At 70.8% G+C, this 13,126-nt stretch carries 16 protein-coding genes; 6 read left to right on the forward strand and 10 right to left on the reverse strand.

Annotation, left to right across the window (positions count from 1 at the left end; genetic code table 11):
• Positions 1-39: 39 nt before the first annotated feature.
• Together ON36_RS25445 and ON36_RS25450 are read right to left on the reverse strand one after the other, a co-directional pair.
• Positions 40-1,209, reverse strand: a complete 1,170-nt coding sequence (locus ON36_RS25445) for a L,D-transpeptidase (RefSeq protein ID WP_043658663.1) — start codon at positions 1,207-1,209, stop codon at positions 40-42.
• A 98-nt stretch (positions 1,210-1,307) separates the two neighbouring features.
• Positions 1,308-2,348: a UDP-N-acetylmuramate dehydrogenase gene (locus ON36_RS25450; protein ID WP_052314347.1), complete on the reverse strand. Its 1,041-nt coding sequence runs from the start codon at positions 2,346-2,348 to the stop codon at positions 1,308-1,310.
• A 91-nt stretch (positions 2,349-2,439) separates the two neighbouring features.
• Between ON36_RS25450 and ON36_RS25455 the strand changes: the two genes are divergently transcribed.
• The 3 genes from ON36_RS25455 to ON36_RS25465 are packed head-to-tail and all read left to right on the forward strand — an operon-like array spanning position 2,440 to position 4,285.
• Positions 2,440-2,931 carry a DUF2505 domain-containing protein gene (locus tag ON36_RS25455; RefSeq protein ID WP_043658606.1) on the forward strand — a complete coding sequence of 164 codons (492 nt, stop codon included), beginning with the start codon at positions 2,440-2,442 and terminating at the stop codon, positions 2,929-2,931.
• Positions 2,932-2,990: 59 nt separating this feature from the next.
• A complete protein-coding gene (locus ON36_RS25460) occupies positions 2,991-3,515 on the forward strand; it encodes a DUF2505 domain-containing protein (RefSeq protein ID WP_043658607.1) in 525 nt (174 codons plus the stop codon).
• The gene (locus ON36_RS25465) at positions 3,482-4,285 is read left to right on the forward strand and encodes a class I SAM-dependent methyltransferase (protein ID WP_174377611.1); all 804 of its coding nucleotides are present in this window, start codon (positions 3,482-3,484) and stop codon (positions 4,283-4,285) included. The genes ON36_RS25460 and ON36_RS25465 overlap by 34 nt, the downstream gene beginning before the upstream one ends.
• Positions 4,286-4,288: 3 nt before the next feature.
• Here ON36_RS25465 and ON36_RS25470 read toward each other — a convergent pair whose 3' ends face one another.
• On the reverse strand, positions 4,289-4,897 hold the full coding sequence (locus ON36_RS25470; RefSeq protein WP_052314341.1) for a type IV toxin-antitoxin system AbiEi family antitoxin: 609 nt from the start codon (positions 4,895-4,897) through the stop codon (positions 4,289-4,291).
• A 106-nt stretch (positions 4,898-5,003) separates the two neighbouring features.
• On the opposite strand from ON36_RS25470, the gene ON36_RS25475 reads away from it, so the two are divergent.
• Positions 5,004-5,741: an LmeA family phospholipid-binding protein gene (locus ON36_RS25475; RefSeq protein ID WP_043658611.1), complete on the forward strand. Its 738-nt coding sequence runs from the start codon at positions 5,004-5,006 to the stop codon at positions 5,739-5,741.
• Positions 5,742-5,746: 5 nt separating this feature from the next.
• On the opposite strand, the gene deoC is transcribed toward ON36_RS25475, so the two are convergent.
• A complete protein-coding gene (gene deoC / locus ON36_RS25480) occupies positions 5,747-6,415 on the reverse strand; it encodes a deoxyribose-phosphate aldolase (RefSeq protein ID WP_043658613.1) in 669 nt (222 codons plus the stop codon).
• A 188-nt stretch (positions 6,416-6,603) separates the two neighbouring features.
• On the opposite strand from deoC, the gene ON36_RS25485 reads away from it, so the two are divergent.
• Positions 6,604-7,131 carry a GNAT family N-acetyltransferase gene (locus ON36_RS25485; RefSeq protein ID WP_043658615.1) on the forward strand — a complete coding sequence of 176 codons (528 nt, stop codon included), beginning with the start codon at positions 6,604-6,606 and terminating at the stop codon, positions 7,129-7,131.
• A 1-nt stretch (position 7,132) separates the two neighbouring features.
• Here the strand turns inward: ON36_RS25485 and purU are convergent, their stop codons facing one another.
• From purU to ON36_RS25515, 6 genes are all read right to left on the reverse strand, one after another.
• Positions 7,133-8,017 carry a formyltetrahydrofolate deformylase gene (purU, locus tag ON36_RS25490; RefSeq protein ID WP_043658617.1) on the reverse strand — a complete coding sequence of 295 codons (885 nt, stop codon included), beginning with the start codon at positions 8,015-8,017 and terminating at the stop codon, positions 7,133-7,135.
• A 20-nt stretch (positions 8,018-8,037) separates the two neighbouring features.
• Positions 8,038-9,078, reverse strand: coding sequence for an alpha/beta fold hydrolase (locus tag ON36_RS25495; RefSeq protein WP_043658619.1), 1,041 nt, complete (start codon positions 9,076-9,078; stop codon positions 8,038-8,040).
• Between the two features lie 86 nt (positions 9,079-9,164).
• The gene (locus ON36_RS25500) at positions 9,165-9,473 is read right to left on the reverse strand and encodes a DUF2516 family protein (protein WP_245558197.1); all 309 of its coding nucleotides are present in this window, start codon (positions 9,471-9,473) and stop codon (positions 9,165-9,167) included.
• Between the two features lie 65 nt (positions 9,474-9,538).
• The gene (locus ON36_RS25505; RefSeq protein WP_043658623.1) at positions 9,539-10,195 is read right to left on the reverse strand and encodes a hypothetical protein; all 657 of its coding nucleotides are present in this window, start codon (positions 10,193-10,195) and stop codon (positions 9,539-9,541) included.
• Positions 10,195-10,701 carry a helix-turn-helix domain-containing protein gene (locus tag ON36_RS25510; protein WP_043658668.1) on the reverse strand — a complete coding sequence of 169 codons (507 nt, stop codon included), beginning with the start codon at positions 10,699-10,701 and terminating at the stop codon, positions 10,195-10,197. Before ON36_RS25510 ends, ON36_RS25505 begins: the two co-directional genes overlap by 1 nt.
• A 96-nt stretch (positions 10,702-10,797) precedes the next feature.
• A complete protein-coding gene (locus ON36_RS25515; protein WP_373281843.1) occupies positions 10,798-12,162 on the reverse strand; it encodes a DUF445 domain-containing protein in 1,365 nt (454 codons plus the stop codon).
• Between the two features lie 372 nt (positions 12,163-12,534).
• Between ON36_RS25515 and ON36_RS25520 the strand changes: the two genes are divergently transcribed.
• A complete protein-coding gene (locus ON36_RS25520) occupies positions 12,535-13,095 on the forward strand; it encodes a TetR/AcrR family transcriptional regulator (RefSeq protein WP_043658626.1) in 561 nt (186 codons plus the stop codon).
• Positions 13,096-13,126 lie beyond the last annotated feature (31 nt).

The raw sequence follows: 13,126 nt of genomic DNA on the forward strand, positions 1-13,126 counted from the left end.
GACACCAAGGGCCGCGACTCGAGCGCGCCAGCGCTCCAACTACAGAGCCGACATAGACTTCCACGTGGCGTAGTCGATGGCCCAGTCGTAGATGTCGCCGTCGGCGGCGGACAGGTCGATGCGGGTGCCGGTCACTTCGACCGGATCGCCGTAGAGGGCGGTCGGGAAGTAGGCCTGGGCGTCGGACGGGGACAGGTTGATGCAGCCGTTGGTCACGTTGGCCGAGCCCTGCGCCGACAGCGATTCGGGGTTGGCGTGGATGAATTCGCCGTTGTTGGAGATGCGCACGGCCCAGCGTTCCCGGACGTTGGTGTAGAACGGCGGGTTCGACATGAGGAAGTCCTCGTATTTCTCGGTCACCACGTGGATGCCGGAGCGGGTCACGTTGCGTGCCTCGTTGCCTTCGCCGTAGCTCACGGCGAAGTCGAAGATCGTCTGTCCGTCGCGCACCACCTGCATGCGATGGCTCGGCGCGTTGGCGATGACGACCTGGCTGCGGCCGATGGTGAAGTTCGAGGTGAGGTCGGCGTCGCCGTAGACGCCGCCGCCGAGGTCGACGCCGTAGAGCTTGGCGCTCACCTCGACCTTCGTCCCGGGTGTCCAGTACTCCTTGGTGCGGTAGTGGACGCGGGAGCCGCCGTCGTCGGGCAGCCACGCCCAGGAGCCCTCGGTCGGGGGGTCGGTCTTGATCGTCAGCGCCTTCTGGACCGCCGCCTTGTCGGTGACCGGGCCGGTGAACTTCAGGATGATCGGCGCCGCGATACCGACCTCCTGCCCGTCGCCGATGTTGATCGTGGCGGGCAGGGTCGACTTCGGCGTGACCGTGGTGAAGGTGCCGTCGATCGGGACCGGCTTGTGGTCGGTGCCGGTGGCGGTGCCGGTCCAGGTGTAGGAGGCGCCGTAGCCGAGCGGCTCGGTGACGGTGAAGGTGGTGCGGTCGGGGGACAGCGCGCCGGTGACCTGGCGCCCGTTGGCGTTGGTCAGCGCGACCTGGTCGATCGTGCCGTCGGTGACCCGCACCGCGACCGGCGTGAGCGGGTTGACCTCGGCCGCCCCCGCGGCCGGGGTGATCGCCACCCGCGCCACCGGGCCCTCGGGCTCGGGCGCGGCGCCCGGCTTGTCGATCGTGCACCCGGTCAGCAGCGCCAGCACGGCCAGCAGGATCACCGCGGCCGCGCCCCGCGCCCGGCGTCCGGAACTGGTGTTCACCCAGAGATTGCCCACTCCATCGAATGTACTGGGTGGCCGCCGTCACACCGGTCGCCGGTGAGTTGCCGGGAGCCCCGCGCCGGGGTCTCCCGGCTGGCCTACAGGGTGACGCCGACGGTAACGGGCTCGGGCTCGAGCACGATGCCGAAGCGGTCCCGCACGCCGTCGCGGACCGTCCTTGCCAGCGCGGCGATGTCGGCCGCGCCGGCGCCGCCCCGGTTGGTGAGGGCCAGGGTGTGTTTGGTCGACAGCCGCGCGGGCGCCTCCGGGCCGGGGAACCCCTTGGCGAACCCGGCCCGCTCGATCAGCCAGCCCGCCGAGAACTTGGTGCCCGCCTCGGCCGGGTAGGTCGGCACGGCGACGTCGCCGACGTGCGCGGTGATGGCGGCCAGCACCTCGGGCACCCGGTCCGCGGCGACGACGGGGTTGGTGAAGAACGACCCGGCGCTCCAGGTGTCGTGGTCGGCCGCGTCGAGCACCATGCCCTTGCCCGCGCGCAGCCGCAGCACCTCCTCGCGCACCAGGGCGGCGGGCCGGGACTCGCCGTCGGCGGCGTCGAGCGCCCTGGCCAGTTCGCCGTAGCGCAGCGGCGCGCTGGCGCCGGACGGGTCGAGCGCGAATTCGACCGCGAGGACGAGGGAGGCGTCGCTGTGCTTGAGCACGCTGGTGCGGTAGCCGAACCCGAGTTCGCCCGGTTCCGCCCAGCGGATCTCGCCGGTCGTGCGGTCGAGCAGCCGCACCCGGCGCAGCAGCGCGGCGACTTCGACGCCGTAGGCGCCCACGTTCTGCACCGGGGTGGCGCCTGCGGACCCAGGGATGCCCGACAGGCACTCGAGGCCGCCCAGCCCGGCCGACACGGTCGCGGCGACCACGTCGTCCCAGTTCGCGCCCGCCTCGGCCAGCACGTGGTCCGCGCCGAGGGCCACCCCGGTCGTGGCCACCCGGACCACGACGCCGTCGAAGCCCGCGTCGCTGATCAGCAGGTTCGACCCGCCTGCCAGCACCAGGACCGGGACGCCCGCGCCGTCGAGCGCGCGGACCGTGTCGACGAGAGCCGTGGTGTCCGCGCAGTCGGCGACCGTCGCCGGGCCGCCGACGCGCAGCGTCGTCAGCTGGGCCAGCGGCACCGATTCCCGCAGTACCGCGCCGGTGGAGCCGAGCAGGTCGCCGAGCCGATCGGAATGCACCGTCCGTGTAGTTCGCACGTCTTCAGACGGTAGCCTGTCGCGCATGGCTACACCTCTGGCGTTCACCGCCCGCTACGACCACCCCGTCGAGGCCGTGCGCGCGGCGCTCGCCGACGAGCAGTACTGGAAGGCCCGCATCGCCGAGGTCGGCGGCCCGAACGCCCGGCTCGACTCGTTCGACGACGACGGCACCCAGATCCGGGTGCAGATGGTGCAGGCCATCGCCGCCGACCAGCTGCCGCCCGCGGTCACCGCGGTCCGCCCCGGTGACCTGATCATCCCCCGCACGGAGACCTACGCGGGCACCGTCGGCACCGTCGAGGCCCATGTCGAGGGCGCGCCGGCCACCGTGCGCGGCGAGGTCACCCTCGCCGCCGAGGGCGAGAACGCCACCGTCGTCACGCTCCGGGGCAGCATCGAGGTCAAGATCCCGCTGTTCGGCGGCAAGATCGAGGCCGCCATCGCCGAACACCTCACCGCGCTGCTGGAGGGCGAAGCCGAGTTCACCGGAACCTGGCTGGCGGGCAAGGCCTGAGGGTCACCGGCACGGCTGCCTTGCCGTGCTACCGGTGACCCCCGGTAACCTGTTCCTCCATGGCACGCCGACTGGACTACTCCGCCCGCTACCCGCTCCACAAGACCGAGGAGCTCTACGCGGCGCTGGCGAACCGGGACTACTGGGAAGCGCGCGTCGCCGAGATGCGCAAGCTCACCCCCAACAACGAGGTGGTCAGCCACGAGGTCAGCGACTCGGGCATCGAGGTGGTGCTCAACCACGTGCTGCCGAGGGAGATGCTGCCCGAAATCGCGCAGACGGTGCTGCGCAAGGACATGGTGATCACCCGCAAGGAGAGCTGGGGTCCCTTCGACGCCGAGGAGACCGAGGGGCGCTTCTCGGCCTCGATTCCGGCCGGTCCGGGCAGCCTGACCGGTGACATCCGCCTGTTCCCCACCGAGACCGGCGCCACCATGCGCTTCTCCCCCGTCGCCAAGGTCTTCATCCCCATGGTCGGCCCGCGCCTGGAGCAGCTCATGCTGGTGAACCTGGTCGACCTGTTCCGCGGCGAGCAGGAAGAGACGCTGCGGTGGCTGGAAACCGAGCAGACCGAGGCCCGCTGACCCGACCGGTCGGCACGATCACCCGCGGCACCACCGGCGTCAACCGGCTGCGCCGCAGCGATCGGTGGCTGATCAACGACGAGCTGGTCGCCGGGCGCCTGCGCGCGGCCGCCGACCCGCTCGTGGTCGACCTCGGCTACGGCGCCGCCCCCTGGACCACGCTGGAGCTGGCCGGCCGGCTGCGCACGGTACGGCCCGACGTCCGGGTGGTCGGCCTCGAGATCGACCCGGACCGGGTGGTGCCCGGCCGCGACGGCGTCGTCTTCGCGCGCGGTGGTTTCGAGCTGGCCGGGCTGCGCCCGGTCCTGGTCCGCGCGTTCAACGTCCTGCGCCAGTACGCCGAGGACGAGGTCCCGGAGGCGTGGTCGCGCATCCAGCGGAACCTGGCGCCCGAGGGGCTGCTGGTCGACGGCACCTGCGACGAACTCGGCCGCCGCTGCGCCTGGATCGTCCTCGACCGGCGGCGCCCGCTCTCGTTGACGCTGGCCTGGGATCCGTTCACCGTCGAGCGCCCGTCCGACATCGCCGAACGCCTGCCCAAGGCCCTGATCCATCGCAACGTCCCCGGTGAGCGCGTGCACGCGCTGCTCACCGCCGCCGACCGCGCCTGGGCACAGGCCGCGCCGCTGGCGCCCTTCGGTCCCCGGATCCGCTGGCGCGCGGCCGCGGAGACCTTGCGCGCCACTGGTTTTCCCGTCCGGGCGTATCGCAGACGGATGCGCGACAACGTGTTGTCGGTGCCGTGGGACGTGGTCGCGCCGGGTGCTTGAGCCTCAGACCACCGACAGCGCCCGCGCCACCCGCGCCGCCGCCCGGGGCGGCAGATGCGCGCTGGCGCCGCGGATCTCGTCGCCCGCGCACCGGTGGATGAGCACCGCGTCGGCCACCACCTCTTCGAAGGCCGCCTGACCGATGTCGGTGGACGCCAGGTCGAGCACGGTGCGCACCGGAGTGGTGACCAGGAACGGTCCCGCCGACTCCATCTCGTCCACGGGGAGCCTGCGCCGGGTGAGCACCAGCCGCGAGGTCACCGGCGGGCGGCCCGCGCCGACCGTCAGGTGCAGGTATTGCGGCGCCAGCCTGCCGAGGCCGTGCAGTTCGGCGGCGCTCTGATGCGACACGGCCGCCGCGCCGTCGAACCACGCCGCCCACATCGCGTACTCGTCGAACGGGCCGGGCCGCCACTGCGCCAGCCGCAACATCCCGACACCGGTCCTGGTCACCGAACCATCTCCGAGCCCGGCCCGGACCCGCAGCTCACAGCCGGTCCGCAGGACCTGGCGCGTGGTGAAATACCCCGCGTGCCGCCCCGCGAGGCGCATGAGCACCCGCCACCTGTGATCCGCCGTCCCCACCAACCGGCGCCCTGCCTCGCCGTTCACGGATTCCAGGCTACGCCGCAAACAGTGTTACAGGTCACATTTGCCTTGGACCTGCTTCAATCCCCCCTCAGAGCGGGCTCAGGAATCTGGTGAAGAATCGGTTGGCATGAGCACGCAGACTCGCCCCGCCCCGAGGATCACCCGGCGCACCCTCGTCATCGCGCTCGCGGTGATCGCGGTCCTGTTGGTCGCAGCGGTGGGTGGCACGGAAGCTTATGCGCGCCACCAGATCTCGAGCTGCATCAGCAGTCAGTTCGAACGGGAGATGGGCTCGTCCATCGACGTGGGCTTCGGGCCGAAGCCCATGCTGATCACCTACCTGGACGGCACCGTCGGTTCGATGACCGTGGACAGCAAGGACAACAAGTTCGGCCCGGCCGTCGGCATGGACGTGCACGCCGAATTCACCGACATCGAACTGCACGACCGCGGCCGCGACGGCGCCACCATCGGCAGCTCGTCGGCCGAGGTGACCTGGGCCAACAGCGGCATCGCCGAGACGCTCGGCGGCATGGTCAGCAACGTGACCTCCTCGGCCTCCTCCGGGATGCTGACCATGGACGTCCTGGGCGGTCTCGCGCAGCTCCAGGTGCAGCCCACGGTGGTCGGCGGCAACATCAACGTGGAGACGAAGTCCGCGCAGCTGCTCGGCATCGGCCTGCCCACCGACCTGGTGCAGGGCATCGTCGACACCTTCACCGCCAGCCTGCAGAGTTACCCCCTCGGCCTGAAGGCGACCGAGGTGAAGGTGACCGACAACGGTGTGACCGTGCATCTCTCGGGCGGCGCGACCCGCCTCGAGCCGACCGGCGCGAACGCGAACCAGACCGAGATCCGCTGCTGAACCCGCTACTCCGGGAAACCGGCGAGCACGGCCGCCGACTTCGACAGCCCGAGCCGGGTGGCGCCCGCGGCGATCATCGCCGCGGCGTCCTCGGCGGTCCGGATCCCGCCGCTGGCCTTGACCCCGAGCCGGCCGCCGACGGTCTCGGCCATGAGCCGCACCGCGTGCTCGGTCGCGCCGCCCGCGGGGTGGAAACCGGTGGAGGTCTTCACGAAATCGGCGCCCGCCTGTTCGGCGGTCCGGCACGCGGTGACGATCTGCTCGTCGGTGAGCGCGGCGGACTCGATGATCACCTTGAGGCGGGCCCGGTCCCCGATGCCCTCCCGGACGGTGATGATGTCGGCGAGCACCGCGGCCCAGTCCCCGGCGATCGCGGCGCCCACGTCGATGACCATGTCGACCTCGGCCGCGCCCTGCTCGGCGGCCAGCCGCGCCTCGGCCCCCTTGATCAGCGAGTGGTGCTTGCCGGAGGGGAACCCGGCGACGGTGGCCACCACCAGCCCCGGCGCCCGCACCGGCAGCATGGCCGGGGACACGCACACCGCGTACACCCCCAGCTGCCGTGCCTCGGCGACCAGCGCGGCGACGTCGTCGGCGGTCGCCTCCGGCGCCAGGAGGGTGTGGTCGATCATGTCGGCGACCTGAGCACGGGTCAGTGTGATGGCAGCGCACATAGCGCCGAGTCTGACACACCGTGCCGACCGGCCCGGGAACCCCCGCGCACCCGAATCGCGTTGCGCTGGTGTACCCACATCGCCCACACTTGAATCAGGCGGGCCGGGCTTTCCTCCGGCTCCATCCCGGACGGGCCCGCCGGATCGGTGAGTTGTACGCGATGGAATCGCTGTCGAGGAGACCAAGAGTGCTGATCCGCCGCGAACAGATCTCCGACGCCCCCGCCGTCGCCCAGATCCACCGCACCGCCTTCGCCCCGCACTACGGCTCGTCGGTGGCCGAGCCGCCCGAGGTCGCCCTCGTCGACGCGCTCCGCGGGGACGAGTCGTGGATGCCGACGCTGTCGCTGGTGGCGCTGGACACCGACACGGTCACCGTCACCGGCCACATCTGTCTCACCCGCGCGACCGTCGGCCCGTACCCGGTGCTGGCGCTCGGCCCGCTCGGCGTGCTGCCGGACAGGCAGAAGTCCGGGGTGGGTTCGGCGCTGGTGCACGCCGCGCTCGGGGCGGCCGACGCGCTCGACGAGCCGCTGGTCGGCCTGCTCGGCGACCCAGGCTACTACCAGCGCTTCGGTTTCGTGCCCGCCGACCGGCTCGGCGTCGTGCCGGACGTGGCCGCGTGGACCGAGCACTTCCAGGTCCGCGCCCTCACCGCCTACGACCCGGTACTGCTCGGCGAGTTCCGTTACGCCGCACCGTTCTACGACCTGTAGGTCATTCGAACACGACGGTCCGGCGGCCGTGCACGAGCACCCGGCCTTCCAGGTGCCAGCGCAGGCCGCGCGACAGCACGACCCGTTCGATGTCGCGGCCCTGGCGCACCATGTCGGAGACGGTGTCGGCGTGGTCGATGCGGGTGACGTCCTGCTCGATGATCGGGCCCGCGTCGAGTTCGGCGGTGACGTAGTGGCAGGTCGCGCCGATCAGCTTCACCCCGCGCGCGTACGCCTGGTGATAGGGGCGCGCGCCCACGAACGAGGGCAGAAAGCTGTGGTGGATGTTGATCGCCCGGCCCGCCCAGTGCTCGCACAGCTCGGCGGGCAGCACCTGCATGAACCGGGCGAGCACGACCGCGGACGGATCGTGGGCGTCGACCAGGTCGCGCACCTGCTCGAAGGCAGGCCCGCGCTCGGCCGGGTCCTTCGGGAAGGGCACGTGGTGGAACTTCACCCCGTGCGCCTCGGTGATCGGGCCGAGGTCGGGGTGGTTACCGATGACCGCCTCGATGGTGGCGGGCAGTTCCCCGGCCGCGGCGCGGCCGAGCAGGTCGTGCAGGCAGTGCCCGTCCTTGCTGACCAGCAGCACGATCCGGCGCGGCTCACCGGTGTCGTGCAGGTGCCAGTCGGTCTCCGGGCCGAAGCCCGCGGCCACCCCGGCGAAGTGCGCGCGCAGCGCCTCCGCGCCGAAGGGCACGGTGTCGGCCCGGATCGCCTGCCGGGTGAAGAACCAGCCGGTGTCCGGGTCGGAGTGGTAGCCGGCTTCCACGATCGAGCCGCCGAACCCCGCGATGAACGTGGTGATCCCCGCGATGATGCCGGGTCGGTCCGGGCAGCCGAGGGTCAGGACGTACCGGCGATCGGTGGCGGATGTGGTGCTCATCCGCCCATCCTCGCAGGCTCTCAGACCGCGGCGCGCACGGGCTCGGCGACGTGGGCGAGCAGATCCGCGAGCTCGGCGTTGAATTCGCGGTAGCGCTCGACGTTGCCCAGATGGCCGCTCGACAGCACCTTGTGCTCGACGAGCCTGCCCGAGGCGTAGAGCAGCCCGGCGATGCGTTCGGCGTGGACCGGCGGGGTCATGTCGTCGCGGTCGCCGGACAGGATGGTGGTCGGCACGCTGAGCTTGCTCGCGGCGTCGCCAAGGGCCAGTTCGGCGAGCATGATGCCGAACCGGGCGCGGACCAGGGCGGGACAGGACCGCACGACGTTGAGGCCGTAGGAGATGGCGACCGGGTCGGCGTCCAGGGTCATCACCTGGCGGGCGAAGATCCACTTGATCGGCGGCAGCGGCGGCAGCGAGACGGGGGTGCCGAGGATCGCCTTGCCCAGCCAGAGCGGCGAGGGCAGCTTGCGCCCGCCGAGGACGGCCAGCGGCTTGTTGAAGCCGGGGATCATGGTGGAGACCTCGGTCAGCTCGTAGGCGCCGGTGTTGGCCAGCAGCACCGCGTTCGCCCGCTCGGCGACCCGCTCGGGGTAGCGGGCGGCCCAGGCGAGCAGGGTCATGCCGCCGAGGCTGTGGCCGACGAGGGTGGCGCGCTGACCAGGCAGCAGCACCTCCGCGAGCACGTCCTCGAGGTCGTCGGCGAGCAGCTGCGGGGTGACGTGGGCGAAGCCGCCGGTGGACTCGCCGTGCGCGCGCATGTCGTAGGCGACGACGCGGTAGCGGCCCGCGAAGGCGTTGATCTGGGCGTTCCAGTACTCGAGCGAGCAGGTCCAGCCGTGCAGGAAGACGATGACCGGGGCGTCGACCGGGCCGTAGGCGTGGACCCGCAGGCGGGCACCGTCGGCGGTGACCACGGGGATCACCTCGGCCGCGACTCGCGGCGGGTTGAACGCCTCGACCGGGTAGGTCCGGTTCCGCAGATCGGCGCGGTGGGCGTCGATCGACATTTTGACCTGGTCGGTCAGCTTCACCAATGCAGACGGCAGCATTGCACGCATCGGACACTCCTTTGTGTTACTGCTCGATACAGTAACTCCGATTAACGTGCAATGCCAGCGACAAGCCCGATCAGTCGCCTACCGGCCTACCAGCGCGGGCCGCGCTGCACCTCGTCGACCTTCGGCCGCACATCGGCCAGGTACACGCCAGTGGCGATGATCGCGATGAACGACAGCAACATGGAGCCGCTGGCGAAGGCCAGCAGCAGGAACCCCAGCGACCCGGCCAGGATCGCCAGCCAGATCGGCTTGGTCATCTTGTCGACGGCGGTGAAGGCGTCCGAGCGCTGCCGGACCGCGTGGACGAGCGCGAAGACGGACATACCGAGAGCGCCGAGCCACAGCCCGAAGAGGATCACCTGGGTCAGCGCGAATGCAGCGTTCACCCTTCCCATCATACGAACAGCGGCCCCGCACACGGTGTGTGCGGGGCCGCTGTCGGCGTACAGGCAGGGAGGTATCAGACCTGCTTGGGGGCGGCCTTCTTGGCCGGAGCCTTCTTGGCGGCGGCCTTGCGGGCCGGGGCCTTCTTCGGCTCGGCCGCGGGGGCGGGCTCCTCGGTGGTCACGGCGACGACCTCGGCCTCGACGACCGGAGCGGCGTCGGCGACCGGCTCGGCCTTGCCGCGGTTGAGCAGGTCGTTGACCTTGCCCAGCACGTCCTCGGCGCGAGCGGAGGCGTCCTTGTACAGCGACTCGGCGCGGGTGATCTGCTCCTCGACCAGGTGGTTGGCGCGCAGCCGGTCCACGGTCTCCTCGCCGCGCACGGCCAGGTCGGCGTAGATGTCGAGGGCCTTGGCGTAGTACTGCTCGGCCAGGCGGCGCAGCTCCTCCGGGGTGAACTTCTCGCGCAGCTCGGCGAGGTCCTCGGGCAGCTCGGACGGCAGGCCGGCCAGGCGCTCGCGCAGGCTGTCGAACTGGGCCTGGACGTCGGCGGGGACGTTGGCGATGCGCTCGCGGGCCTCGTCGACGCGGGCCTGGACGTCGGCGGCGCCGACGCGGCCGCGGACCTCGGTCACGACGTCGTTGACGGCGGTGTACAGCGCGTCACCGGCACCGACGGTGGCGAAGAGCGGCTTGGTCACGGTAACGGGAGTGGTTGCGGTCTTGTCGGTCATCAGTTTTCGTTCTCCTGGCGTGGCGGAGTTTCTGTTGTCGTGAGCGGAACCTCGCTGTCCTGCCCATGCCCCCCTGAGCCGGTTGTTTCCCCATTTTCCCGGCGAAACGACTCATAGATTTCCAGCAACACCTGCTTCTGCCGTTCCGTCACCGAAGTGTCGGCCAGCAGGGCGTCCCGGACCGGGCTGTGCGGCCGCTGCTCGAGAAAGCCAGCCCGTACGTACAGCACCTCCGAGGACATCCGCAGCGCCTTGGCGATCTGCGTCAGTACTTCGGCGGAGGGGTTGCGCAACCCGCGCTCGATCTGGCTCAGGTACGGATTGCTCACCCCCGCCAGGGCGGCGAGCTGCCGCAGGGAGACCTGCGCGGCCTCCCGCTGCGACCTGATGAACCCTCCGATGTCGTGCGCCGCGTGCACTACGCGGCCCGTCCGCTCCCCGAGCGCCTCGGATTTCTCCTCGGGCTGCTCGGCGTACTCGGCGGAAACCTCGGGCTGGTCAGCCATCACTCACCTTCTGGCGGTTGTACGGGATCGATACTAGGCGAGGGTGCTAACTCTTGCAAGCACTTTGTTAGCACCCGGTGGGCAAACAGCTGCCCCTCAGTGGAACAGCAACTGCGAGATCGCGTAGATGGCAAGGCCGGCGAGCGCGCCGACGACCGTGCCGTTGATCCTGATGAACTGCAGATCGCGCCCGACCTGCAACTCGATCTTCTTGCTCGCCTCGTCGGCATCCCAGCGCGCCACGGTGTCGGTGACCAGAGTCGTGATCTCCCTGGCGTAGTTGCCGACCAGGTACCGGGCGCCGCGGTCGATCCAGCCGTCGACCTTGGCCCGCAGCTCCGGCTCGTCGCGCAGCCGCTCGCCCAGCTGCTGCACATTCTCCGCGACCTTGCGCCGCAACGTCGAATCCGGGTCGTCGGCCGACTCGAGGATCAGCCGCTTGGCCGCCCGCCAGGTCGCCTCGGCCAGGCCGGTGATCTCGTCGCGGCCCATGATCTGGGCCTTCACCTTCTCGGCCTTGGCGATCATCGCCTCGTCGTGCTGCAGGTCGTCGGCGAAGTCCTCGAGGAACTTGTTCGCCGCCAGCCGCAGCTCGTGGTCGGGCTGGGAGCGCACCTTCCAGGTGAACTCGACCAGCTCGCGATAGATCCGCTCGGCCAACAGCACGTTGACGAACTTGGGCGCCCACTGCGGCGCGTCCCGGTTCACCACGCGGTCGATGGTCTCCTGGCTGCCCAGCGCCCACTGGTGCGCCCGCTCGGCGAGCAGGTCGATCAGCGGCAGCTGACGGTTGTCGGCGATCAGTTCCCCGAGCACCCGGCCGAGCGGCGGGCCCCACTCCGGCTCGGCGATCCGCTTGACGATGGTGTTGTCGATGATCTGCTCGACATCGGCGTCGCGCAGCGCCCCGACGACCGCGCGCAGGATCGTCGAACTCTCCTGCGCGATCCGCGCCGCGTTGCGCGGCTGCGCCATCCAGCCCCCGACCCGGAGGCTGATCTGGGCCGAGGCGAGCTTGGCCGACACCACGTCGGGCGCCAGGAAGTTGGCGCCGACGAAGTCGCCGAGGCTGGAGCCGAGCTGGTCCTTCTTCTTCCGGATGATCGCGGTGTGCGGGATCGGCAGGCCGAGGGGGTGCCGGAACAGGGCGGTCACCGCGAACCAGTCGGCCAGCGCGCCGACCATGCCCGCCTCCGAGGCCGCCCGGACGTACCCGACCCACTCGCCCCCGCCGCCGCGGGACTCGAGCCAGCGGCAGAACAGGTACACCACCGTGGCCACCAGCAGGAACCCGGTGGCCACCGTCTTCATCTTCCACAGGTCACGACGTTTACCGGCTTCGTCGGTCAGCGCGGCGAACCCCGAAGAAGACGATCCTGCCGATCCTGTCGGTCCTGCCGCTCCTGCCGGGGGCTGCGGGCGCGGCGGCAGCACCGCCGAGTTGCCGGGAGCATTCTCCATGGCTCCCATTCTGCTGTGCCGCGCGCGCCCGCGCCGCTGTCGGCCCGCGCGTCGCCGCCCACACCGCCCGCTCGGTGACGCGCGAGTAGCGAGCGGGTGTGGTAAATGCCGCATCCTGGCGGCAAACGCGCTCGACGTCACCCCGACGGGCCTAAGCTATGGAGAGACCGAACGCGCACACCGACAAAGGGGGCTGACCTGTCCACCGAAGACCTTGTCGACCTCGGCGAGCACGCGAGCCGCGCCCCCGCGGTACGCGGCGGTCCGGTCGACGGCAGAAAACGCAGGTGGCGCCAGCACAAGATCGACCGGCGCGAAGAGCTGGTCGACGGCACCCTCAACGCGATCCGCGCCAGGGGCAGCCAGGCGGGCATGGACGAGATCGCCACCGAGATCGGCGTGTCCAAGACCGTGCTCTACCGGTACTTCGCCGACAAGAACGACCTCGTCCACGCCACGATGCAGCGGTTCATCGAGACCACGATGCTCCCGCGCGTCTACGGCGCGATCAGCGTCGACGCCGACGAATACCAGCTGGTCCGGGCCGCGATGGCCGAGTACGTCGGCACCGTCGACGAGGACCCGGAGATCTACCGGTTCATCATGAACAACTCCACCGGGGACAACACCTCCCTGGCCGAGTTCGAGCGGCTCTTCGCCGAGGTGGTCACCACGGTGCTCGTGGAACGGGCGGGGGCCAAGGGCATCCAGACCGAAGGCGCGATGCTGTGGTCGTACGTGCTCGTCGGCGGCATCCAGCTGGCCACGCACTGGTGGACCACGAGCAAGACGCTGACCCGGGAACAGGTCATCGACTACCTGACGATGATGGCGTGGAGCGCGCTCGAGGGCGTCGTCCGGGTGGGCGGCTCGCCGGAGATCTTCAACGCCACCCCGCACGTCCTGCCCGACGCGGTCCAGCAGGCCGACTGACCGGGCGGGCCCGCGGCCGCCGGGGGGCGGC

Origin of the sequence: Nocardia thailandica NBRC 100428 (assembly GCF_000308795.1) — a bacterium.
Lineage (GTDB): Bacteria > Actinomycetota > Actinomycetes > Mycobacteriales > Mycobacteriaceae > Nocardia > Nocardia thailandica.

Bases quoted from the DNA above. Each gene is read 5' to 3' on its own strand.
- ON36_RS25500 (WP_245558197.1), bottom strand. From the start codon at position 9,473: ATGGGAAGGGTGAACGCTGCATTCGCGCTGACCCAGGTGATCCTCTTC.
- ON36_RS25520 (WP_043658626.1), top strand. From the start codon at position 12,535: ATGGACGAGATCGCCACCGAGATCGGCGTGTCCAAGACCGTGCTCTAC.
- purU (WP_043658617.1), bottom strand. From the start codon at position 8,017: ATGAGCACCACATCCGCCACCGATCGCCGGTACGTCCTGACCCTCGGC.
- ON36_RS25510 (WP_043658668.1), bottom strand. From the start codon at position 10,701: ATGGCTGACCAGCCCGAGGTTTCCGCCGAGTACGCCGAGCAGCCCGAG.
- ON36_RS25495 (WP_043658619.1), bottom strand. From the start codon at position 9,078: ATGCGTGCAATGCTGCCGTCTGCATTGGTGAAGCTGACCGACCAGGTC.
- ON36_RS25505 (WP_043658623.1), bottom strand. From the start codon at position 10,195: ATGACCGACAAGACCGCAACCACTCCCGTTACCGTGACCAAGCCGCTC.
- ON36_RS25475 (WP_043658611.1), top strand. From the start codon at position 5,004: ATGAGCACGCAGACTCGCCCCGCCCCGAGGATCACCCGGCGCACCCTC.
- ON36_RS25515 (WP_373281843.1), bottom strand. From the start codon at position 12,162: ATGGAGAATGCTCCCGGCAACTCGGCGGTGCTGCCGCCGCGCCCGCAG.
- ON36_RS25455 (WP_043658606.1), top strand. From the start codon at position 2,440: ATGGCTACACCTCTGGCGTTCACCGCCCGCTACGACCACCCCGTCGAG.
- deoC (WP_043658613.1), bottom strand. From the start codon at position 6,415: ATGTGCGCTGCCATCACACTGACCCGTGCTCAGGTCGCCGACATGATC.
- ON36_RS25460 (WP_043658607.1), top strand. From the start codon at position 2,991: ATGGCACGCCGACTGGACTACTCCGCCCGCTACCCGCTCCACAAGACC.